A 20,668-nucleotide genomic window follows, 5' to 3' on the forward strand; every position below is an offset into this window, starting at 1 on the left:
CCCCGTTCCGCCATGCCTGTTTCAGGCGGTCTTTTTCCCCCTATTTTTCAAGCCGTCGCTTGAGGCCTTCGATGATGCGGGTCGCGAGCGTGTCATAGTCGCCGTCGAAGTGGTGGCCGCCCTCGATGCGGATGGATTCGACGCCCGATGCCTTCAGCGTCGGGCAGGGATCGTCGTCCTCCTCCGAGCCGTAGATGCATTGCACGTCCCCGGGATCGATCTTCGCGATGTCGTCGACGGGGTCTCCGCCCGCGCCGGCTCCGGCAACGCCCAGCCAGCCTGTCACGGAAACCTCGTAGTCGACCTGGCGGGAGAGCGCCATGAGCGTGACCTGCGGCACGCGAGCCCTGTCCTCCGGCGAAAGGAGGTTGTAGGTGGCCGGCATGATGTCCGCGCCGAAGGAATAGCCGACGAGCAGGACATGACTCACGTTCCATTTCTTGCGGAACGTATCGATGATGCGCGCAAGGTCATCCGCCGTCTCCTGCGGCTTGCGCTCGGACCAGAAGTAGCGCAGCGAATCGACGCCGACGACCGGAATGCCGCGCTGCTGGAGGGCGCCCGCCACCTCCTTGTCGATGTCGCGCCAGCCGCCGTCGCCCGAATAGACGACGGCCATCGTGTCGTAGGCCGGCGCCGTCTTGAGGATGGTGAGCGGCAGGCCGAGCGGGGAATCCGTGTCGCTTTCCGCATCCATCCGGTCGGCGAGGGCCTGCCCGAGGACGTCCCCGGCGGTTGCCGACGCATCGCGCACGTCGATGTCGGGATGGGCCTTCCTGAGCGCGGCGACGTGGTCGCGGTCGTCCTGCGCCGCGTCGGCGGTGAAGAGCACGGTGATCGCGGCGGGAAGCGGGCCGTCCGTCAGGCCGTAGACGGTGCGGCCGTTCGTCTTCGTCTTGGCGGCGGGCGTGCAGAGAATCTTGTCGAGGGCGATGCCGGCGTCGGGATCGACGGCGACGGCCTCGCCGACGGTCGCGGCCGGGCTCTGGGCGACCATGGCGAGCGCCAGCGCGCCGCCTTCGCCGATGCCGGCGACGATCGGCGGGTGGTAGCTCGTGGAGCCGCCCGCACGCTGCACTTGATGGGCGAGCGATTCGATATCCGAGATCATGTAGACGCAGTCGTCGGACGCTTTGGGATCGTCGCTTTCGGTGTTGGCCTGCAGGGCCTTCAGATAGGCCGGCAGGTCGATGCCGATGACGGCGGCGCCCTTGTCGACGAGGGCGGCGGCCTGCTCGTCCTCCGCATCGCCCCATCCGTCCGCGCCGGAGATGAGGAAGATGCTCGCCTCCGGCGCATCGTCCGGCATCAGGATATGGCCGGGCGGGATCATGCCCGTGTCGAAGGTCTGCCCGCCATCATCGGCGGCCGCGGCAAGCGGCAGGAGGAGGGCGGCAAGCAGCCCGGCGGCGAGGCGAGGGGAAAATGTCATTTCGCAATCACTCCTTTGACGCCGCCGCCGATGAGGAAGGTCACGTCCATGAGGGCGAGCGCCGCGCCCGTTCCGTTCGATACCGCAAGATAGCGCGGCTCCCAGCGCGGATGGAATTTCGACTTGAAGGCGCGCAGGCCCTTGAAGTTGTAGAAGCGCTCGCCGTGCTCGAAGAGCGTTCCGCCGACCCGGTCCCAGACCGGGGCCGCTTCGCGCCGTGCCATGCCCGAGAGCGGCGCCATGCCAAGGTTGAACTGCCGGTAGCCCTCGGCCTTGAGGTATTCGAGGATGCTGGCGAAGAGGAAATCCATCGTGCCCTTCGGCGCCTCGGGGGCAAAGCGCATCAGGTCGACGGTGGCTTCGTGCCTGGTGTTCGTCACCATCAGCGTCGCGAAGGCGACGATCTTATCCTCCAGCCGCACGACGGCGACGGGCTGGGCGGCGACGTAGGCATCCTCGAAGGCACCGAGGGAGAAGGTCTTTTCCTTCGTCTCGTGCTCGGCGAGCCAGCCGTCCGAAATCGCCCGGAGATCGGCAAGGACGGCGTCGACCGCGCCCGGCGGCACGACGGAGAAAGTGAGGCCGTCGCGAAGGCCGCGGTTGTACGACTGGCGCAGGTTCGCAAAGCGGCTTCCCTTCATCTCGAAACCGGCGAGATCGATGACGGCGAGCTCCCCCAGCTTGAAGGCGCGCAGGCCCACATCCGCGCAGGCAGAAAGCAGCGGCGGCGAAATCTGGTAGAAGGCGGGCCGCCCGCCACCCGCGCGCGCCGCGCTGACGAACTGCCAGACGAGTTCGGGAAACTCCTCCTCCGCGCCGATCGGGTCGGCGAGCGCGATCCACGAGCGGCCGTGGATGCCGTACATGATGAAGGACCGGCCGGATGGGGAGAACAGCAGCCGCTTGTCGCCCATGCGCACGAGATTGGCGTCGGCGAGGTCCTGTTCCATGGTGATGGCGACGGCGCGCTCCAGTTCCTCCTTCGTCGGCCCTTCCGTGCGGAAATGCGCCGGGCGGAGCAGGCTGGAGAGCGCGAGCGCCGATGCGGCGATGGCAAGGCCGAGAAGCGCGCGCAGGCCCCGCGGGGCCTCCTCGGAGAATTCGAACTGCCACCACAGGTCATGGCCGTATTCGGTGTCGCGGTAGACGAAGAGCAGGATGACGAAGGCGGTGACGAGGATGACGCCGATGGCCGCGAGCCAGGAGGGGCCGAGCGTCTGGCGCAGCAGCGAGCTGTGCCGGTCGAAGGCGCGGGCATTGACGAGGAGCGCGACGATGAAGAGGGCGAGCAGCGCCGCCTCGAAGACGGCGATGGCCTTGAGGAAGGCGAAGGCGAAGGCGACCGCCGCGCCCCCCAGCGCCACCCACCAGGCCCCGTCCAGCCGCTGGCCGAGGCCGCGCGCGGCCACCACCAGCAGCAGGCCGAGGAGGCTGGAGAGGAAATGCGCGCCCTCGACGATGGGCAGCGGCAGGTAGGTCGCCAGCACGTCGAGATCGGAATCGGGCGTCGGCACCACGCTGGAGAAGATCAGCATGGTGCCGAGCACCAGCGACAGCGTTGCGATCAGCGCCGGGGCCAGCTTGCCGGCGAGCTGCGCGGCCTCGGCCACGCGCGGGCGCAGGGTGAGCTGCCGCATTTCCGTGACGAGCAGCAGGATCGTCGAGAGGAGGAGCGGCAGGACGTAGTAGATCAGCCGGTAGAGCACGAGGCTGCCGAGGAGCTGGTCGATGCTGATGACATTCGACAGGCCGGCCATGATGACCGCCTCGAAGACGCCGAGCCCGGCCGGTACATGGCTGAGGACGCCGAAGCCGATCGCCACCGCATAGACGGCAAGGAAGGTCGGCCAGCCGACATGGGTTTCCGGCAGGAGCACGTAGAGCACGGACGCAGCGGCGGCGATGTCCAGCGCCGAGACGAGGAACTGGCGCGAGGTGGTGCGGCTGTCGGGCAGGCGCAGGCTGAAGCCCCGGATATCGATTCCCTTGCCGGCGCGGCCGATGAAGAACACGGCCGCCAGGACGGCGAGAACGGCAAGGGCGATGGCCCGCAGCCAGTCGGCGTCGATGCCGAGGATGCCGGCGACGCGCGGGGCGACGGCGAGGGTGGCGAGCGCGCTGACGGAGAGGAGCCCGAGGCCGAAGGAGAGCGTGACGAAGGCGATGACGCGGGCGATCTCGCCGGGCGAGAGGCCGAGCCGCGAATAGGCGCGGAAACGGATCGCCCCGCCGCTGAGCGGGCCGAAGCCGACGGTGTTGCCGACGGCATAGGCGATGAAGGCCGTGACGGCCACGGAGGGGAACGGCGTCCTGCGGCCGACATAGTCGATGGCGTTGACGTCGTAGAGGACGAGCGCGAAGAAGCTGAGGCCCGTGAAGAGGATCGCAAGGGCGATGGCGCTCCAGGACGTGTCGGAAAGCGCCGCCAGCACCTCGTCGTAGCGCACTTCGGCGGTGAGGCGGTAGACGCCCGAGGCGACGAGGGCGAAGATCAGCAGGCTGGCCGCGCCCAGGATGTAAAACCGATAGGTCAGGAAGAACCGCACGATCAGCGCCGGCCGATCCTCGACAATCCCGTTATTCTCATTCGACATGGTTCGATCCGCGCTGGGCAACGGCTGCATATCGATCCGGCTTGTGGCAAATGTCGGGCAGGTTGTGACGGGAGGCCGCCTTCCCGCAGGATATTTCGCGCGGTGCTAGTCGGCGAGGCCGGAAAGGGCCTCGCGATCGGCGGCATAGGCGATGAAGACCGCCTTGAGATGTTCCGCCGCCGGCGAAAGGCTGTGATGGCGGCGCTGGAGCAGCGAGACGTCGCGCATGACCATCGGCTCGATGAGATCGACGGTCGTCACCCGCACGGCCGAGGCAAGCTGGCTGGAGTTTTCCGGTAGCACGGCGACGCCCATGCCGGCGGCGATCATGCTCATGGCGGTGGTGGAGAACCGCACCTCGTATTTCGGCCGGTAGTTGGGCACGACGCGCAGGAGATTGTGCTCGACGATGTTGCGCAGCGGGTTGGCTGCGGCAAGCGTGATGAGGGTTTCGTCCTTCAGTTCCGTCCAGCGCACGGACTTGCGCTTGGCGAAGCGGTGGTCTTCCCGGCAGACGAGCATCAGCTTGTCGCGCAGCAGGGCCGTCGCGGCGATCTCGGGGTCGTCCTCCGACAGCGTGCCGACGGCGATATCGACCTCGTTGCGCTTCAGCGCCGGGCTGATCTGCTCTTCCGGCATGTCGCGGATGCTGACGGAGATTTCCGGATACATGCGCATGAAGCGCGCAAGGATCGGCGGCACGATGGTCGCGGCCAGTACGATCGCCGCGGCGATGGTGACCTGGCCGCGCTTCAGCGAGGCGTTGTCGCGCACGTCGCCGACCGCAAGCTCCAGATCCTTCAGGATCTTGCGCGCCTGCGGCAGGAATTCCTGGCCGACGAGCGTGAGGGAGACCATGCGCGTGTGGCGGTCGAACAGCCGCACGCCGATCTCCGTCTCGAGGTCGCGGATGAGGATGCTGACCGCCGACTGGGTGATGTGCAGGTTCCGGGCGGCGAGATTGAACTGGCCAAACTCGGCCACCGCGATGAAGGCCCTGAGTTGCCGCAGGGTTATATTCATGTCCGCGCCGCCTTCCTGTTCGTGCGGTTCGTATAAAACGCTACCGCGCGTTCTCCTGTCTAGCCTGCAAGCGCCGGTTGCTCCGTTTTGCCGGCCATCAGCAGGCCGAGCTCGTCGAGGCGGCTGCGGTCGGGCGGCAGCTCGCCGAGGATCTCGCCGTGGAACATCACGAGGATGCGGTCGCAGATGGCGAACAGCTCTTCCAGTTCCGTGGAGATGAGCAGGACAGCGCGGCCGTTGTCGCGCTGCTTCAGCATCTCCTCCATGACGAATTCCATGGCGCCGATGTCGATGCCGCGGGCAAGCTGGTTGACGAGGATGAAATCCGGGTTGCGGGCGAGTTCCCGCGCGACCACCAGCTTCTGCTGGTTACCGCCGGAAAGCGAGCCGATCGCCTGGTTCTCGTCGCGGCTCTTCACGCGGAAGCGCTTGATGAGGTCGCGGGTGTGCTCGCCGATTGCCCGGCCGTTGAGCATGCCGCGGGCGGCGAAGGGTGCCTGGTCGTAGCGCTGGAGGATGGCGTTCTCGCTGAGCGAGAGCGACATGACGATGCCGTGCTTGTGGCGGTCCTCCGGGATATGGGAGAAGCTGCTGGCATTGATGCGGGCGGGATCGAGCCCGGTGATGTCCTTGCCATTGAGCACGACGCGGCCGGAATCGACCGGCAGCAGGCCGGAGAGCGCCAGCGACAGTTCCGTCTGGCCATTGCCCGAGACACCGGCGATGCCGACGATCTCGCCGGCCCGCACGTCGAGGCTCACCCCGCGCACGGCGGGAAGGCCCGTTTCGGCGCGGCAGGTGAGATTTTCGACGGAGAGCACGATGCGGCCGGCGGGCTCGGGGCTGCGCGGCAGCTCCATGCGCACGTCGCGGCCGACCATCATGCGGGCGAGCTCGCGCGCATTCGTCTCGCCGACATCGACCGTATGCACCACGCGCCCGTCGCGCATGACGCTGATGCGGTTGGAAACGCGCATCACCTCGTCCAGCTTGTGCGAGATGAAGACGACCGTCTTGCCGTCCTTGACGAGATCGCCCATCAGCGAGAGCAGCCGGTCGGTCTCCTGCGGCGTCAGCACGGCGGTCGGCTCGTCGAGGATGAGGAGGTCGATGCCGTGGAAGAGGGCCTTCAGGATCTCCACGCGCTGCTGCTCGCCGACGGAAAGGTCCTCGACGACGGCATCGGGGCGCACGTCGAGGGCGTAGCGGTCGGAAAGCGCGCGGATTCTCGCATGGACCTTGTCCATGTCGTTGATGACGCGCAGCGCCGAGCCCTGGCCGAGGATGTAGTTTTCCGCGACCGTCAGGTTGGGCACGAGCATGAAATGCTGGTGCACCATGCCGATGCGCTGGCGGATCGCCTCGCGCGGGCTGTTGAAGCGCACGACCTCGCCCCTGTAGACGATCTCACCCTCGTCGGGCCGCACCATGCCGCAGATCATGCTCATCAGCACGCTCTTGCCCGCGCCGTTCTCGCCGAGCAGCGAGTGGATCTCGCCCTCTTCGATTTCCAGCGACACGCCGTCGCTGGCGACGATGGGGCCGAAGCGCTTGCGGATGTTGTCGATGCGCAGGAAGGGTTTGTTGGACATGTCCGTTACCTCATCTCGTAGGGCTGGCCGAGCTTGCTGGGAGCCGCGCCCTTGCCGCGGACGACGACGAGCGTGACGATCGTCATGATGTAGGGAAGCGCCTGGAGGACCTGGTAGGGCACGACCACCGATGCCTCGGCCTGCAGCATCAACTGAAGGGCATAGAAGAGGCCGAAGAGCAGCGAGACGAAGAAGGCCCCCGTCGGCGACCAGCGGGCGAAGACGACGACGGCGAGCGCGATGAAGCCGCGGCCGGACGTGATGCCCTCGACGAACTGGTTGGAATGGCCGAGCGTCAGGAAGGCGCCGCCGAGCCCGGCGAGCCCCGTGCCGACCAGCACGGCGGCATAGCGGTAGCCCGCGACGTTGCGGCCGGCGACGTCGACGGCCTTCGGATGCTCGCCGACGGCCCGCAGCGTCAGGCCGAAGGACGTGCGGTAGAGCACGAGGGCGGCGAGGATCGTCACGAGGATCGTCGAATAGACGATGAGGTTCTGCCGGAAGAAGGCCTCGCCGAGGAAGGGCAGGTCGCTGAGGAAGGGAATGTGGACCGGCTGGGCGATCTCGATGCCCTTGCCCGTCGAGACGTAGTAGGTGCGGAAGAGGAAGGCCGTCAGCCCCATGCCGAGAAGATTGAGCGCCGCGCCCACCACGATCTGGTCCGCCTTGATGGTGATCGTGAAGAGGGCGAAGAGGAGGCCGAACGCCATGCCGCCGAGAATGCCGGCAAGAAGCCCGATGAGGATGCTGCCGGTGGCGGACGCCGTGGCGAAGCCGCAGAAGGCGCCGACGAGCATCGTGCCTTCCAGCCCGATATTGAGCACGCCCGCACGCTCGGAGAAGACCTCGCCGATCGAGGCGAAGATGAGGGGGGTCGCAAGCCTCCAGGCGGCGCCCATGAGCGTCGCGAGGAAGGTGAGGAACATCATGTCGTCCATGGTGAGGTCCTTCGGGAATGTCGCCCAGGTTTTTGTTTTCCCGCAGGACCGGCGGCCCTGCGGGAGTTTCCATTCTTTCAGGCCACGATCCTGAGGATGTCGCGCAGCTTGGCAAAGGCGACGACCGAGAGGATGACGATGCCCTGGATGACCAGCACGAGGACCTGCGGCACCTGCGAGGTGATCTGGAGGACTTCCGAGCCGGAGCGGAGCGTCGCGAAAAGCCCGCCCGACAGGATCGCCGCCAGGGGATTGTTGTTGGCGAGCAGCGCCACCGCGATGCCCTCGAAGCCGTAGCCCGGCGAGATGTTCTGGTAGAGCCGGTGGGTGACGCCGGCCACCTCGAAGGCCCCGGCAAGGCCGGCCATCGCACCGGAGATGCAGATGGCGACCATCACGTTGCGGGCGACGTCCATGCCGGCATAGCGCGCCGCATGCGGATTGAGGCCGACGACGCGCAGCGCAAAGCCCCGGCTGCTCCTTTGCAGGAAGATATAGAGCGCGACGGCCAGCACGACGGCGATGAGGATGCCGATATGCAGGCGCATGTCGGAGACGATGCGCGGCGTCCAGGCTTCGCGCACGAGGCGCGCCGATTGCGGATAGGCGGCGCTCGCATCCTTCATCGGGCCGGTGACGAGATAGCTCGTCAGGATCAGCGCGATATAGTTGAGCATGATCGTGGTGACGATCTCGCTCGCCCGGAAGCGGACCTTGAGGTAGCCGGCAATGCCGGCCCAGGCCGCGCCCGCGAGCGCACCGGCCAGCATGACGAGCGGCGCATGGATCCAGACGGAGAGGCCGTCGAGGCTGGTGCCGACGAGCGTGGCGGCGATCGCCCCCGCATAGAGCTGGCCCTCCGCGCCGATGTTCCAGATGCTGCACCGGAAGGCGACGCAGAGCCCCGCGCCGATGAGGATGAGGGGCGTCGCCTTCAGGAGGATCTCGCCGACCGCCCGCATGTCCTGGAACGAGCCGAAGACCATGACGGTGATGGCGTCGAGCCCGTTGAAGCCGTTGAGCCAGAGAAGGACGGCCCCGCAGGCGAGCGCCACGGAGACCGCCGCGATGGGGGTCACCGCGCTGAGTGCGATCTGCGAGAGCTTGCGGTAGAAAGTATGGGCTGCTTGAGGATACACGGTCTCGCGCACTCCCTGGTTAACCTGTTCCATGATAGGTCCGGATGTTGGCGTGGCGCTGGACGGTGCGCTGCGGCCGGAGGGCCGGCCGCAGCACAGCCGATTACGGGGTGTCGGTCTTGATCTCGCCGGCCGCGATCTTGTCGCTGATCGCCTTGACCTCGGCGCGGATGTCTTCGGGCACCGTGACCGGGCCGTCCTCGCGGAAGGTGAAGGAGATGACCTTCGGGTCCTTCAGGCCGAAGACGACGTTCTCGGTCGGCGGGTTGCCGTCCTTGATCGCCCGGGCGACTTCCACCACACCCTGCGCATAATCGGCGACGTAGAGGCCGAGGATGTTGTTGGGCGCGACCGGCGTGAAGTCGCTGAAGATCGAGAAGGTGCGCACGTCCGGGCCGGATTCGGCGATGGCCTGGTAGCCGCCGACGGTGGCGCCCGAGGCGTTCGGCACGACGAAGTCCGCACCCTGCGAGATCATGCTGAGGGCCGCTTCCTTGGCCGCCGTCGTATCGGTGAAGTTGCCGATATAGGCCTCGCTGATCGGGAAATCGGGATTGACGCTCTTCGCGCCGTTCTTGAAGCCGGTGAAGGCCTGCTGGATCGGCGGGATCTCCATGCCGCCGACGAGGCCGGCCTTGTGGCCCATCTTCGCGGCGATGACGCCCATCAGGTAGAAGGGCTGGCTGGTATCGGTGTTGAGGCCGATGACGTTGCCTTCGTGGATCGCGCTCGAGGAGATCAGGAAGTAGGTGTCGGGATAGTCCTGCGCCACTTCAAGCGCGGCGTCCTGGAACTCGAAGCCGTGGCCGAGGATGACCTTGTAGCCCTGGCTCGCATAGTCGCGGAACGCCTTCTCGAAGGAGGCGGGGTTCTGCTGCAGCTCGACATAGCTGATCTTGGCGCCGAGCTGGGATTCCACGCCCTTCAGCGCGTCGTAGCCGATGCGGTTCCAGCCCTCTTCCGAGACGCTGCCGGGCACCAGAAGGCCCATCTTGAAGTCTTCGGCCTGAGCCATTGCCGGGATGGAAACGGCGATGGACAGCGCCGCCACTCCTTCCAGGAAAGTCCGTCGTGAAAGTCTCATTGCTCTTCCTCCCATTAAGATGATTTCCCCGGAGGGGCATCGGTTACTTCGTGCGCGTCTCGATCTCGCCTGCGGAGATCCTGGCGCTCACCTCCTCCACATATTTGCGGACGTCTTCCGGCACGGACCGGGCGGCCGCGTCGTTGAACGTGAACTTGATCACGTCCTTGTCCGCCAGGCCGAAGTCGACATTGCTCTGCGGTATCGTGCCGTCCTTGATCCCCGAGACGATGCGCACGATGCCCTGCCCGTAATCGGCGATGAACGTGCCGAGAATGTTCTTCGGCGCGACGTCCGTGTAGTCGCTGTAGACGCTGAAGGTGCCGAGCCGGTCGCCCGTCTCCTGCGCCGCCTGGATGACGCCCAGTCCCGCCGCATTGGCATTGGGAACGACGAAATCGGCGCCCTGCGAGATCATGCTGAGCGAGGCTTCCTTGGCCGCGCTCGCATCGGTGAAGCTGCCGATATAGACGGTGGAGACCGGAAAGTCCGGATCGACGCTCCTGGCGCCCTTCGCAAAGCCTTCGAAGGCATGCGCGATGGGCGGAATTTCCATGCCGCCGACAAGGCCGGCGCCCTTGCCCATCTTCGCGGCGATCACGCCCATCAGATAGAAGGGCTGGCTGGCATCGGTGTTGAGCCCGATCACCTTGCCTTCGTGGATGTAGCTCGACGAGACGAGGAAGACGGTATCGGGAAAGTCCTCCGCCGTCGTCAGGGCCGCATCCTGGAACTGGAAGCCGTGGCCGAGGACGACCTGGTAGCCGTGGCTGGCATAGTCGCGGAACGCCTTTTCGAAGGCGGCCGGGTTGTCGGGCAATTCGACATAGCTGATCTTGGCGCCGAGTTCCTTCTCGACGCGCTTCAGCGCGTCGTAGGCGATGCGGTTCCAGCCTTCCTCGGCGACGCTGCCGGGAACGAGGAGGCCCATCTTGAAGTCTTCGGCATGGACGGGCCCGGCCATTCCGGCAAGGGCCAGTGCAACGGTGGACGCAAGCAACGAACGACGTGAAATCGCGGTCTTTCCCATTTCATTCCTCCCAATAGATTGCAGTTCCAATCCCCCGGAGTCGCCGCTCGGTTATGCATCCTCCTTTTCGCGGATGGTCTCGGTCGCCGTCTGCGAGACGAGGCGGCCCTTCGAGAAGACGAAGGCGCGATCCGGCCCGCCGGCAACCAGCGTGTCGGTATCGATGCAATCGGTGACGACGAAGTCGGCGCGCGCGCCGGCCTTCAGGCCGTAGTCCTTGCCGAGGCCCATCAGGCGAGCCGGCGCCGTCGTGATCATGTGGTGGGCGGCGGAGAGCTCGTCGCCGCGCAGATGGCCGGCGAGCAGCGTCCAGCGGGCGATTTCCAGCATGTCGCCCGAGCCGGTCGGCACGAACGGGTCCTGGATATTGTCCGAGGCCGTGGCGATGGTGACGCCCATCCGGTGAAGTTCGGCGACGCGGGTAAGCCCGCGCGGCGGCAGCATCTCGTAGTCGCGGCCCTGAAGGTAGAGGTTCGCCGCCGGCAGCGTCACCGCGCCGACATCGAGGTCGAGCATGCGCTGGGCGATGCGCTGGAAGTCGCGGCGGGGCAGGGCGCTCAGCACGGAGATGTGGCTGAACACGGTGCGGCCGCGCATGTCGAAGCGCTCGACCCGGTCGAGGGCGGCATCGAGCAGGTGGACGCCGGCGTTGAGATGCTCGTCGAGGTGCAGGTCGACCGGCTTGCCGGCCTTCACGGCGGCGGAAAAGAGGATGTCGAGATAGCGCGGCGGATCCTCGGAAACGGCGGGCGTTCCCCCGACCGCGTCGGCCAGCGCCACCGCGTCGTCGATGTTCTTGCCGAGCCAGTCGAAGTCCTGGCCGGGATGCGGTGTCATGAAGGCGACGAGCTGGAGGGTGATGCGGTCCCTCTCGGCGTCGCGCACGCCCGCCAGCGTCTCGATGCCGTGGAAGCCGGCATCCTTGTCGACGTTGATATGACTGCGGATGGCCGTGGTGCCGCGGGAAAGACATCGCTCGACAGTGCGCGTCGCCCGCTTGTGGATGTCGTCGGGCCCGGCGGTGCGGGCATATTTGGCGAAGGCCTCGCGGGCGCCCTGCAGCGTGCCGGAGGGATTGGGCGTGAAGCGCAGCACGCCGGTCTTGTCGAGGTGCTGGTGGGCATCGAGGAAACCGGGCGTGACCAGCATGCCTGCGATATCGACGCAGGCTCCGCACGAACTCGTGTCGAGGAAGGGTTCGACGGCGACGATGCGCCCGTCCGCTCCCACGATGATGTCGCTTGCCGATTGCGAGCCGTCCTCGAGGATGACGGTGCCTCCCGTAAGCGCAAAGGACTGACCGGAGGCCAGACTTGCGAGCGACGCAGTTGGATTTTCGCGTACCATTCGTTCCCGCCTTTTTCGTTATGTAAGGAACCTAAGCACGGGCCATTAATTCAAACAAATTCATTATTTCAATTGTTTGATAACAGATTCCAAATAATCGCAGTTGCTAAGATTTTTTGCGTTTGCAAAAACCGCGTCAGAAAATGAAGTATTTTCAATAGTCTGTGTGAGAGATGCGTTTGCGCCGCCTGAAAGGCGCGCGGCGCAAACGCGTTCCGCCCTCAATGGCGATATTGCGGTTCCTCGGCGTCGAGCTGCCGGCGGATGGCCGCCAGATGGGCTCTTGCGGAATCCGCGTCCCCCTCGCGCATCTGGCGGTAGGCGGCCTCGGCGATCGCCGGGTCGACGGGCGTGACCGTGCGGCCGGTGGACATGGCGAGCACCTGCACCTCGGCGGCCCGTTCGAGGTAGTAGAGGTCGTCCCAGGCCTCCGCGATGGTCGGCGCCAGCACCAGGACGCCGTGGTGCTTCATGAAGACGATATCGGCGTCGCCCACCGTTCCGGCGATGCGGGCGCCCTCGGAATAGTCGAGGGCGAGACCGTTGTAGTTCTCGTCGACCGCGGTGCGGCCGTAGAACTTGAGCGCCGTCTGCCCGGCCCAGATCAGCGGCTGGCCGTCCGTCATGGAAAGCGCGGTCGCATAGGGCATGTGGGTGTGGAAGGCGACCCTGGCGCGCGGCAGGCGGCGGTGGATCTCGGCATGGATGTAGAAGGCCGTCGCCTCCGGCTCGCCCTCGCCGTCGACGACGGTGCCGTTGAAGTCGCAAACGAGGAGCTTCGAGGCCGTCAGCTCGCGGAAGGCATAGCCGTAGGGATTGACGATGAAGAGGTCGTCATGGCCCGGCACGACGGCCGAGAAATGGTTGCAGATGCCTTCCTCGAAACCGTTGCGGGCGGCCATGCGGAAGCAGGCGGCAAGGTCTTCCTTCGCCGTGCGGATGGCGTCGGTGGAAAGGTCGGGGCGATTCGGCCGGCCGGTCTCGTCGCAAGAGGCGGCGCGGTCTTTGAGGGAATGAGCCATGGGTGCTCCTGGTCTTGTGTGGCTGGGAGCGGCGGCGGCCGGAGCACGCACGGGCGCCGGCACCGCGCGCAGCAGGGACCGCTGCGCCCTGCCTGCCTGCGCCTCGCGCAGTCCAGCAGCGCCATCAGATAACGCCCGAATTTTTCGCGGGTCAATGGACGGACTTGATCAGGAAATCGCGAAACCTGCGGGCCGCCGGCGAAAGCGAGCGGGAGCGCTTCTGGATCAGGCTGACCTCGCGCTTGATGTGCGGCTCGGTCGGCGTGCGCACGATGAGGCCCATTGAGGTCGCAAGGCGCGTCACCGCCGAGGTCATGATGGCGACGCCCAGTCCGCCCTCGACCATGCCGATGATCGTCAGCGGCAGCGCCACCTCCTGCATGGCCTTGTCGAGCGGCAGCATGATGCCGTTGCGCGCCAGCTCGTTCTCCAGCCGCTCGCGGATCGGGTTGCCGCGCTGCGGGCCGATCAGCTTGCGCTCGGCAAGGTCCGTCCAGCGCAGCGTCGCGATCTTGACCAGCGGGTCCTCCGCATGGAGCACGACGAGGAACTCGTCCGTCGTCAGCCGCGTGCCGACGAGATCGGGGTCGTCGTCCGGCACCGTGCCGATGCCGAGGTCGGCCGAACCGTTGGCGACCTGCTCCAGCACGGTCTTCTCCGCGACGTCGTGCAACTCCACCGTGATCTCCGGGTAGAGCTTGGTGAAGCCGTGGACGAGCTGCGGGACCATGAGCGCGGCCTGCACCGTGCCCGCCGCCATCGTCACCTTGCCGCGCCGGAGCGCGTTCAGCTCCCGCGAGCTTTCCACCATGCCTTCGATGTCGGCGACGGCGCGCGCGGCGATCGGCAATATGTCCATGCCGGCCTGCGTGAGGCGCAGGAGTCGTGTATGCCGGTCGAAGAGGCGCAGGTTCAGGTTCGTCTCCAGTTGCCGCACCAATGTGCTCACCGCCGATTGCGACGAGCCGAGCTTGTCCGCCGCAAGGGTGAACTGCCCGAGATTGGCCACGGTGACGAAGGCCCGGAGCTGCTTCAGCGTGATGTCCATGGCGACCATTTATCCAATTATTGGATGAATAAATATAATTATGCCGATTGTTTACTGATTTGGCCAGCCTCATGATCCTCGGTGTACGGCGTGCGGTGCCGAACCCAAGAGGCCAAGATGCCCCCCACCGCGCCGGAACCTGTTCGCTGGGAGGAAAGCGAATGTCCAATCCCGATACCACGACGGATCCCGTCGAAAGAATGTACCCGGTCCCGAGCCTTCTGGCACTGGGCCTCCAGCATGTTCTCGTCATGTATGCCGGCGCGGTCGCCGTGCCGCTCATCATCGGCAGCGCACTGCACCTGCCGAAGGAGCAGGTCGCGATGCTCGTCAGCGCGGACCTCTTCTGTTGCGGTCTCGTGACCATCATCCAGTCGCTCGGCATCTGGAATGTCGGCGTTCGCCTGCCCATCATGATGGGCATCTCGTTTACCGCCGTGCCCTCGATCATCGCGACGGGCACCAATCCGGACCTCGGCATGCCGGGCGTCATCGGCGCCGTCATAGGATCCGGTATCTTCACCATCCTCGTGGCGCCGTTCTTCGGGCGCTGGGTGCGCTTCTTCCCGCCGGTCGTCACCGGCACGGTGATGCTGGTCATCGGCCTGTCGCTGATGCGCGTCGGCGTCAACTGGGCCGCAGGCGGCCAGCCGATGATCAAGGGACCGGACGGCATGATCCCGAACCCGGCCTACGGCGCGCCCTTCGCGCTCGCCATCGCCGCGCTCGTCCTCGTATCGATCCTCCTGCTCACCCGCGTTCTCAAGGGCTTCCTGTCCAATCTCGCGGTGCTGATCGGCATTGGCATCGGCTTTGCCGTCGCCATCGCCTTCGGCAAGGTCGATTTCGGCGGCGTGGGAGATGCCGACTGGGTGCGCGTCATCCATCCGCTCGCCTTCGGCTGGCCGGTCTTCGAGTTCTGGTCGATCCTGTCGCTCTGTGCCGTCATGACGGTCATGATGATCGAATCGACCGGCCAGTTCCTGGCGGTCGGCGACATGGCCGGGCGCAAGATCACCCAGGAGGACCTAACGCGCGGCCTTCGCACCGACGGCGTCGGCAACATCATCGGCGGCCTGCTCAACACCTTCACCTACACGACCTATGCGCAGAATGTCGGCCTGCTCCAGATCACCGGCGTGCTCAGCCGCTGGGTGGTCGCCACGGGCGGCGCCATCCTGATCCTGCTCGGCGTGCTGCCGAAGGTCGCCTTCGTCAGCGCATCGATCCCCAGCTACGTGGTCGGCGGCGCGGCGATCGTCATGTTCGGCATGGTTTCGGCCACCGGCGTGAAGATCCTCGCCAAGGTGGATTTCGTCGCCAACCGCCGCAACCTCTACATCGTCGCCGTCAGCGTCGGCCTCGCCATGGTGCCGGTCGTGGCGGAGAACATCTTCGACAAGCTGCCCGATGCGCTGGACAAGTTCCTGCATAGCGGCGTGCTCGTCGGCACCTTCGCCGCCGCGCTTCTCAACATCCTCTTCAACGGCGTGCCCGCACGCGAGGAGGACGACCACAGCCACGGCCTGAAGAACGGCGCAGCCGCGCCCGACGCGGCCTGAAGGCAACACACGCAACATCTCCGGCGGCTCTACGCCGCCGGATCCCTGAACAAAGAGGAAAGCCATGAGACGCTTTGACTATCATCGGGCGGAAACGCTGGAGCACGCCTCCCGTCTTCTCACCGAACTCGGTGACGATACCTTCCTGTTCGCCGGCGGAACGGACCTTCTGGTCGAGATCCGGGAGCGGCTGCGCCGCGTGCGCAACGTCGTCGACATCAAGGCGATCCCCGGCCTGTCCGACATCACCTACGACGAGACGCGCGGGCTGACCTTCGGCGCCCTGGTGACGGTCGGCCGGCTGGAGCGTCTGCCGCTGGTGCGCCAGCGCTATCCGAACCTGCGCGCGGCCTTCGCCTCGCTCGGCTCCATCCAGGTGCGCAACCGCGCGACGGTCGTCGGCAATATCTGTCGCGCCTCGCCGTCCGCCGACACCATTCCGCCGCTGATCGCGGACGGCGCCTTCGTCCATATCTACAGCCGCACCGACATGCGCGTGGTGCCGCTTTCCGAATTCTTCACCGGGCCGGGCAGGACCGTGCTCGCCAAGGGCGAGATCGTCACCGGCATCACGGTGCCGCCGGCCGCCGACAACAGCGGCAAGGCCTATCTCAAGCACGGCCGCCGCAAGGCGATGGAGCTTTCCACCGTCGGCGTCGCCGTCAGCCTCCTGATGGAGGAGGGCGTCTGCAGCGACATCCGCATCGCGCTCGGCGCCGTCGGCGCGACCGTGCTGCGCGCCTCTCAGGCCGAGGCCATGCTGCGCGGCACCGCGCTCGACGCGGCAACCGTCAAGAGCGCCGCGGACAAGGCGATGGAGGAGTGCACGCCGATCAGCAACGTGCGCGCCAGCGCCGATTACCGCCGCGACATGGTCGGCGTGCTCACGGGCCGCGCCATCAAACAGGCATTGGAGACTTTCGCATGAAGAAGATCGTCGAATTCACCGTGAACGGCGAGCCGCGCGAGATGACGGTGGACACCTGCCGCTCGCTGCTCGACGCGCTGCGCGAGGAGGTCGGCCTTACCGGCACCAAGAAGGGCTGCGACGTCGGCGACTGCGGCGCCTGCACCGTCATCGTCGACGGCGAGCCGGTCAATGCCTGCCTCATGCTGGCCGTGGAGGCCGAGGGCCGCTCGGTCCAGACCGTCGAAGGGCTCCAGCCTGGCGTCGACAGGCTTCATCCGCTGCAGGACGCCTTCATGCGGCACGGGGCATCGCAATGCGGCTTCTGCACGCCGGGCATCCTGATGATGGCCAAGAAGCTGCTCGACGACAACCCGAACCCCACCGACGAGGACATCCGCTTCGGCCTGTCCGGCAATATCTGCCGCTGCACGGGCTACACCAAGATTTTCGACGCGATCAAATCCGCCGCGCGCGAGATGGAGGCAGCAAGATCATGAACATGACGACCCCGATCGAAAAGCGCGAGTTCAAGATCGTCGGCAAGAGCGTCAAGCGCGACGACGTCCTGGAAAAGGTGACAGGCGAGGCGCAGTATACCGGCGACGTCAAGCTGCCGGGCATGCTCTACGGCAAGATGAAGCGCGCCGCCGTCGCCCATGCGCGCATCAAGAGCATCGACGTCAGCAAGGCGCTCGCCTATCCGGGCGTCAAGGCCGTGCTGACGCATGAGAACGTGCCGCGCGTCCTGCACTATGGCTCGCCGCATCCGCGCTCGGCCTCCTGCACCAAGGACCAGTACATCCTCGACGACCGCGTGCGCTTCTGGGGCGAGGGCGTCGCCGCCGTCGCCGCCATCAGCGAGGAGATCGCCGACGAGGCGCTCGACCTCATCGAGGTGGAATACGAGCCCCTGCCGGCCGTCTTCGACCCGGACGAGGCCGTCAAGCCGGGCGCGCCGATCCTCCACGAGGTCGGCCCGGGCGGCAACCTGGTGCTCGACCCGGTCCGCGTCAACCGCGGCGACGTCGAGGCGGGCTTCGCCGAGGCCGACTTCGTGCTCGAAGGCGTCTTCTCCGGCGGCCGGCCGCATCCGGCCTATATGGAGCCGAACATCTGCATCGCCGACTGGGACGGCTCCAACAAGCTCACCGTCTGGATCTCGACGCAGACCTCCTTCATGGTGCGCGGCATCCTTGCCGAAGTGCTCGGCCTGCCGCTCACCAAGGTGCGCGTCCTCGTCGATCATATGGGCGGCGGCTTCGGCGCCAAGCAGGATTGCTTCCAGCACGAGTTCCTCTGCGCGCTCCTTGCAAAGGAGACGCGCCGGCCGGTGAAGATGGAGTTCACCCGCCACGAGACGTTCGTCGCCGGCCGCGCCCGCCATCCCTGCAAGGTCTGGCTCAAGCAGGGCTTCCGCAACGACGGCACCATCGTCGCGCGCGACATGAAGCTCGTCTACGATTCCGGCGCCTACGGCTCGCACGGCCCGGGCGTCACAACGGTCGGCACGAATGCCGCGACCTCGCTCTATCGCTGCGAGAACGTGCGCATCGAGGGCCGCTGCGTCTACACCAACACGCCGATCACCGGGGCCTTCCGCGGCTACGGCGTGGTGCAGAGCTACTATGCGCTCGATATCCAGATGGACGAAGCCGCAGAACGGCTCGGACTGGACCCGGCCGAGGTGAAGCTGAAGAACGCCGTCCGCCAGGGCGATATCGCGCCCTCCGGCCATGCGATCGTCGGCCACGGGCTCGAGACCTGCATCAAGCACGGCATCGACGCTATCGGCTGGAAGAAGCTGCGCGAGCGCGACCGCACGCCGGACCCGAAGCGCCCGCATATCCGCAAGGGCTGGGGCGTCGGCTGTGAGATGCACGGCTCCTCCGCCTATCCGGGCATCAAGGAGCAGGGCAACGCCACGGTAAAGGTCAACGAGGACGGCACGGTGACGCTGCTCACCGGGGCCGCCGGCCTCGGCACCGGCGCGCATACCGCGCTGGCGCAGATTGTCGCCGAAGAGCTTGGCGTGCGCTTCGAGGATGTCGGCGTCATCCACGGCGACACCGACGTCGTGCCATGGGATATCGGGGCCTTCGCCAGCCACACGACCTATCTCGTCGGCAGCGCCGCCAAGATCGCCGCCGGCAAGGCGCGCGAAGCCGTGCTGGAACGGGCGGCGATGAAGCTGCAGGTCCAGGTCGGCGAGATCGATGCGAGCGAAGGCCGCGTCTTCGTGATCGCCGAACCCGGCCGCTTCATCAGCGTTGCCGAGGCCATGGGCCCGTCGAAGGGCATACCGGCCGCCAACATCGTCGGCAACGGCACCTACGAGCCGACGAAGTCCTATTCCTTCGCCGCCCACTTCACCGAAGTGGACGTCGACACGGAAACCGGGATCGTCGAGGTCAAGCGCGTCATCCCGGTGCACGATGTCGGCCGGGTCATCCACCCGATCGCCGCGCAGGGCCAGATCGAGGGCGGCATCCAGCAGGGCATCGGCCACACGCTGACCGAGGACTACGTCATCGACAAGAAGACCGGCCGCTCACTCAACGCGGGCCTCGTCGACTACAAGATGCCGCTGTCCATGGACATGCCGGACATCGAGACGATCATCCTGGAAGCCGCGCCCGATCCGGGCGGACCGTGGGGTGCCAAGGGGGTCGGCGAGGACCCGATCATCGCCATCGGCCCCTCCATCGCCAACGCCATCCACGACGCCATCGGCGTCCGCTTCCACCACTATCCGATCACCCCGGAAGATATTTTGAAAGCCTTGAGGGAGAAGGACGCATGAACATGCACATCCAACCCGCCGAACGAAAACTCCCGATCACCATCCTCACCGGGTTCCTGGGGTCGGGCAAGACGACGCTGCTCAACTACATCCTCACCGAGCGCCACGGCCACCGCATCGCGGTGATCGAGAACGAATACGGCGAGGTGGACGTCGACAGCGACCTCGTGCTCGCCTCGGACGAGGAGATCTTCCAGATGCAGAACGGCTGCATCTGCTGCTTCGTCGACGTGCGCAACGACCTGATCGACGTGATGAAGAAGCTCCTCAGCCACAAGGACAAGTTCGACCACATCATCGTCGAGACCTCCGGCCTTGCCGACCCGACGCCGGTCGCCACCGCCTTCTTCGTCGACCGCAGCGTCGCCGAGGAAGTCGAGCTCGACGCCATCGTGACGCTGGTCGACGCCATGCATATCGACCAGCACCTCTACGACCCGGTGCTCGACGGCAGCGACAACCAGGCGGTCAACCAGATCGTCGCGGCCGACCGCATCCTCGTCAACAAGATCGACCTTGCCGAGGAGGACGCTCTCGGCTCGCTGGAGGGCTCGCTGCGCAAGCTCAACCAGACGGCGCCGATCCTGCGCTCCAGCTACGGCAAGGTCGACCTTTCCAATATCCTCGGCGTCAACGGCTTCCGCCCGTCCTATGTGCGCGAGCGGGCGGAGATCCTCGACATCGACCTCGACGACGACCGCGACGCACATGGCCATCACGACCACGATTGCCACGATGCGGCCTGCGACCATCCCGATCACGACCATGCCCATGATCACCATCACGGCGACGAGGGCGGCAAGGCCGGCCCGATCTCGCTGCGCCCGCACCGGCACGACGCGACGGTGAAGTCCCATTCCTTCGTCTATCCGGAGCCTTTCGACGGTGAGAAGCTTGCGGCTTTCCTGAAGGATTACCTCGCCGAGCACGGCGACGACATCTTCCGCACCAAGGGCATCGTCTCGGTGGCGGACGACGAGCGCTTCTTCGTGCTCCAGGCCGTCCATAAGCTGGTCGATTTCCGGGCCGATCACGCCTGGGGCGAGGACAAGCCGAAGTCGAAGTTCGTCTTCATCGGCCGCAATCTCGACCGTGAGGGTATCGACAGAAACTTGCGTGCATGCCTGGCGGCCTGACGGCGCTTCTC

The 20,668-nt window shown here is 66.2% G+C and carries 16 protein-coding genes; 5 read left to right on the forward strand and 11 right to left on the reverse strand.

Annotated elements, in window-relative coordinates; genetic code table 11:
* Positions 1-40 precede the first annotated feature (40 nt).
* The 11 genes from ACZ5TO_RS21990 to ACZ5TO_RS22040 all read right to left on the reverse strand — a co-directional run bounded on the left by ACZ5TO_RS21990 (position 41) and on the right by ACZ5TO_RS22040 (position 14,249).
* On the reverse strand, positions 41-1,432 hold the full coding sequence (locus ACZ5TO_RS21990) for an AcvB/VirJ family lysyl-phosphatidylglycerol hydrolase (protein ID WP_464800701.1): 1,392 nt from the start codon (positions 1,430-1,432) through the stop codon (positions 41-43).
* Entirely contained in the window at positions 1,429-4,026 is a 2,598-nt protein-coding gene (gene mprF, locus ACZ5TO_RS21995; protein ID WP_464800702.1) for a bifunctional lysylphosphatidylglycerol flippase/synthetase MprF, read from the reverse strand. The genes ACZ5TO_RS21990 and mprF overlap by 4 nt, the downstream gene beginning before the upstream one ends.
* Positions 4,027-4,131: 105 nt before the next feature.
* Positions 4,132-5,049 (reverse strand): LysR family transcriptional regulator, encoded by a 918-nt coding sequence (locus ACZ5TO_RS22000; protein ID WP_184140717.1) that lies wholly within the window; start codon positions 5,047-5,049, stop codon positions 4,132-4,134.
* A gap of 59 nt (positions 5,050-5,108) precedes the next feature.
* On the reverse strand, positions 5,109-6,641 hold the full coding sequence (locus ACZ5TO_RS22005; protein WP_184140719.1) for an ABC transporter ATP-binding protein: 1,533 nt from the start codon (positions 6,639-6,641) through the stop codon (positions 5,109-5,111).
* A 5-nt stretch (positions 6,642-6,646) separates the two neighbouring features.
* Positions 6,647-7,579: an ABC transporter permease gene (locus ACZ5TO_RS22010; RefSeq protein WP_464800703.1), complete on the reverse strand. Its 933-nt coding sequence runs from the start codon at positions 7,577-7,579 to the stop codon at positions 6,647-6,649.
* A gap of 77 nt (positions 7,580-7,656) precedes the next feature.
* Positions 7,657-8,718: an ABC transporter permease gene (locus ACZ5TO_RS22015; protein ID WP_343059415.1), complete on the reverse strand. Its 1,062-nt coding sequence runs from the start codon at positions 8,716-8,718 to the stop codon at positions 7,657-7,659.
* 103 nt (positions 8,719-8,821) lie between these two features.
* Positions 8,822-9,802 carry a BMP family protein gene (locus ACZ5TO_RS22020; protein ID WP_184140725.1) on the reverse strand — a complete coding sequence of 327 codons (981 nt, stop codon included), beginning with the start codon at positions 9,800-9,802 and terminating at the stop codon, positions 8,822-8,824.
* Positions 9,803-9,845: 43 nt separating this feature from the next.
* Positions 9,846-10,832 (reverse strand): BMP family protein, encoded by a 987-nt coding sequence (locus ACZ5TO_RS22025; RefSeq protein ID WP_464800704.1) that lies wholly within the window; start codon positions 10,830-10,832, stop codon positions 9,846-9,848.
* Positions 10,833-10,883: 51 nt separating this feature from the next.
* Positions 10,884-12,179 (reverse strand): amidohydrolase family protein, encoded by a 1,296-nt coding sequence (locus ACZ5TO_RS22030; RefSeq protein WP_464800705.1) that lies wholly within the window; start codon positions 12,177-12,179, stop codon positions 10,884-10,886.
* 221 nt (positions 12,180-12,400) lie between these two features.
* On the reverse strand, positions 12,401-13,201 hold the full coding sequence (locus ACZ5TO_RS22035) for an aldolase (protein WP_464800706.1): 801 nt from the start codon (positions 13,199-13,201) through the stop codon (positions 12,401-12,403).
* A 151-nt stretch (positions 13,202-13,352) separates the two neighbouring features.
* The gene (locus ACZ5TO_RS22040; protein WP_184140733.1) at positions 13,353-14,249 is read right to left on the reverse strand and encodes a LysR family transcriptional regulator; all 897 of its coding nucleotides are present in this window, start codon (positions 14,247-14,249) and stop codon (positions 13,353-13,355) included.
* 161 nt (positions 14,250-14,410) lie between these two features.
* Here ACZ5TO_RS22040 and ACZ5TO_RS22045 point away from each other — a divergent pair, with 161 nt between their 5' ends.
* From ACZ5TO_RS22045 to ACZ5TO_RS22065, 5 genes are all read left to right on the forward strand, one after another.
* Positions 14,411-15,811, forward strand: a complete 1,401-nt coding sequence (locus tag ACZ5TO_RS22045) for a nucleobase:cation symporter-2 family protein (RefSeq protein WP_184140735.1) — start codon at positions 14,411-14,413, stop codon at positions 15,809-15,811.
* A 64-nt stretch (positions 15,812-15,875) separates the two neighbouring features.
* Positions 15,876-16,739: an FAD binding domain-containing protein gene (locus tag ACZ5TO_RS22050; protein WP_184140737.1), complete on the forward strand. Its 864-nt coding sequence runs from the start codon at positions 15,876-15,878 to the stop codon at positions 16,737-16,739.
* Positions 16,736-17,218: a (2Fe-2S)-binding protein gene (locus tag ACZ5TO_RS22055; protein ID WP_184140739.1), complete on the forward strand. Its 483-nt coding sequence runs from the start codon at positions 16,736-16,738 to the stop codon at positions 17,216-17,218. The genes ACZ5TO_RS22050 and ACZ5TO_RS22055 overlap by 4 nt, the downstream gene beginning before the upstream one ends.
* The gene (locus ACZ5TO_RS22060; protein WP_464800707.1) at positions 17,215-19,521 is read left to right on the forward strand and encodes a xanthine dehydrogenase family protein molybdopterin-binding subunit; all 2,307 of its coding nucleotides are present in this window, start codon (positions 17,215-17,217) and stop codon (positions 19,519-19,521) included. The genes ACZ5TO_RS22055 and ACZ5TO_RS22060 overlap by 4 nt, the downstream gene beginning before the upstream one ends.
* Positions 19,518-20,657: a CobW family GTP-binding protein gene (locus ACZ5TO_RS22065; RefSeq protein WP_184140743.1), complete on the forward strand. Its 1,140-nt coding sequence runs from the start codon at positions 19,518-19,520 to the stop codon at positions 20,655-20,657. Before ACZ5TO_RS22060 ends, ACZ5TO_RS22065 begins: the two co-directional genes overlap by 4 nt.
* The last annotated feature ends 11 nt before the right edge of the window (positions 20,658-20,668 follow it).

This window comes from Shinella sp. Sh6, from assembly GCF_055392685.1.

Coding starts and splice junctions, on each gene's coding strand:
- ACZ5TO_RS21990 (WP_464800701.1), bottom strand. CDS start 1,432: ATGACATTTTCCCCTCGCCTCGCCGCCGGGCTGCTTGCCGCCCTCCTC.
- mprF (WP_464800702.1), bottom strand. CDS start 4,026: ATGTCGAATGAGAATAACGGGATTGTCGAGGATCGGCCGGCGCTGATC.
- ACZ5TO_RS22000 (WP_184140717.1), bottom strand. CDS start 5,049: ATGAATATAACCCTGCGGCAACTCAGGGCCTTCATCGCGGTGGCCGAG.
- ACZ5TO_RS22005 (WP_184140719.1), bottom strand. CDS start 6,641: ATGTCCAACAAACCCTTCCTGCGCATCGACAACATCCGCAAGCGCTTC.
- ACZ5TO_RS22010 (WP_464800703.1), bottom strand. CDS start 7,579: ATGGACGACATGATGTTCCTCACCTTCCTCGCGACGCTCATGGGCGCC.
- ACZ5TO_RS22020 (WP_184140725.1), bottom strand. CDS start 9,802: ATGAGACTTTCACGACGGACTTTCCTGGAAGGAGTGGCGGCGCTGTCC.
- ACZ5TO_RS22025 (WP_464800704.1), bottom strand. CDS start 10,832: ATGGGAAAGACCGCGATTTCACGTCGTTCGTTGCTTGCGTCCACCGTT.
- ACZ5TO_RS22030 (WP_464800705.1), bottom strand. CDS start 12,179: ATGGTACGCGAAAATCCAACTGCGTCGCTCGCAAGTCTGGCCTCCGGT.
- ACZ5TO_RS22035 (WP_464800706.1), bottom strand. CDS start 13,201: ATGGCTCATTCCCTCAAAGACCGCGCCGCCTCTTGCGACGAGACCGGC.
- ACZ5TO_RS22040 (WP_184140733.1), bottom strand. CDS start 14,249: ATGGACATCACGCTGAAGCAGCTCCGGGCCTTCGTCACCGTGGCCAAT.
- ACZ5TO_RS22045 (WP_184140735.1), top strand. CDS start 14,411: ATGTCCAATCCCGATACCACGACGGATCCCGTCGAAAGAATGTACCCG.
- ACZ5TO_RS22050 (WP_184140737.1), top strand. CDS start 15,876: ATGAGACGCTTTGACTATCATCGGGCGGAAACGCTGGAGCACGCCTCC.
- ACZ5TO_RS22055 (WP_184140739.1), top strand. CDS start 16,736: ATGAAGAAGATCGTCGAATTCACCGTGAACGGCGAGCCGCGCGAGATG.
- ACZ5TO_RS22060 (WP_464800707.1), top strand. CDS start 17,215: ATGAACATGACGACCCCGATCGAAAAGCGCGAGTTCAAGATCGTCGGC.
- ACZ5TO_RS22065 (WP_184140743.1), top strand. CDS start 19,518: ATGAACATGCACATCCAACCCGCCGAACGAAAACTCCCGATCACCATC.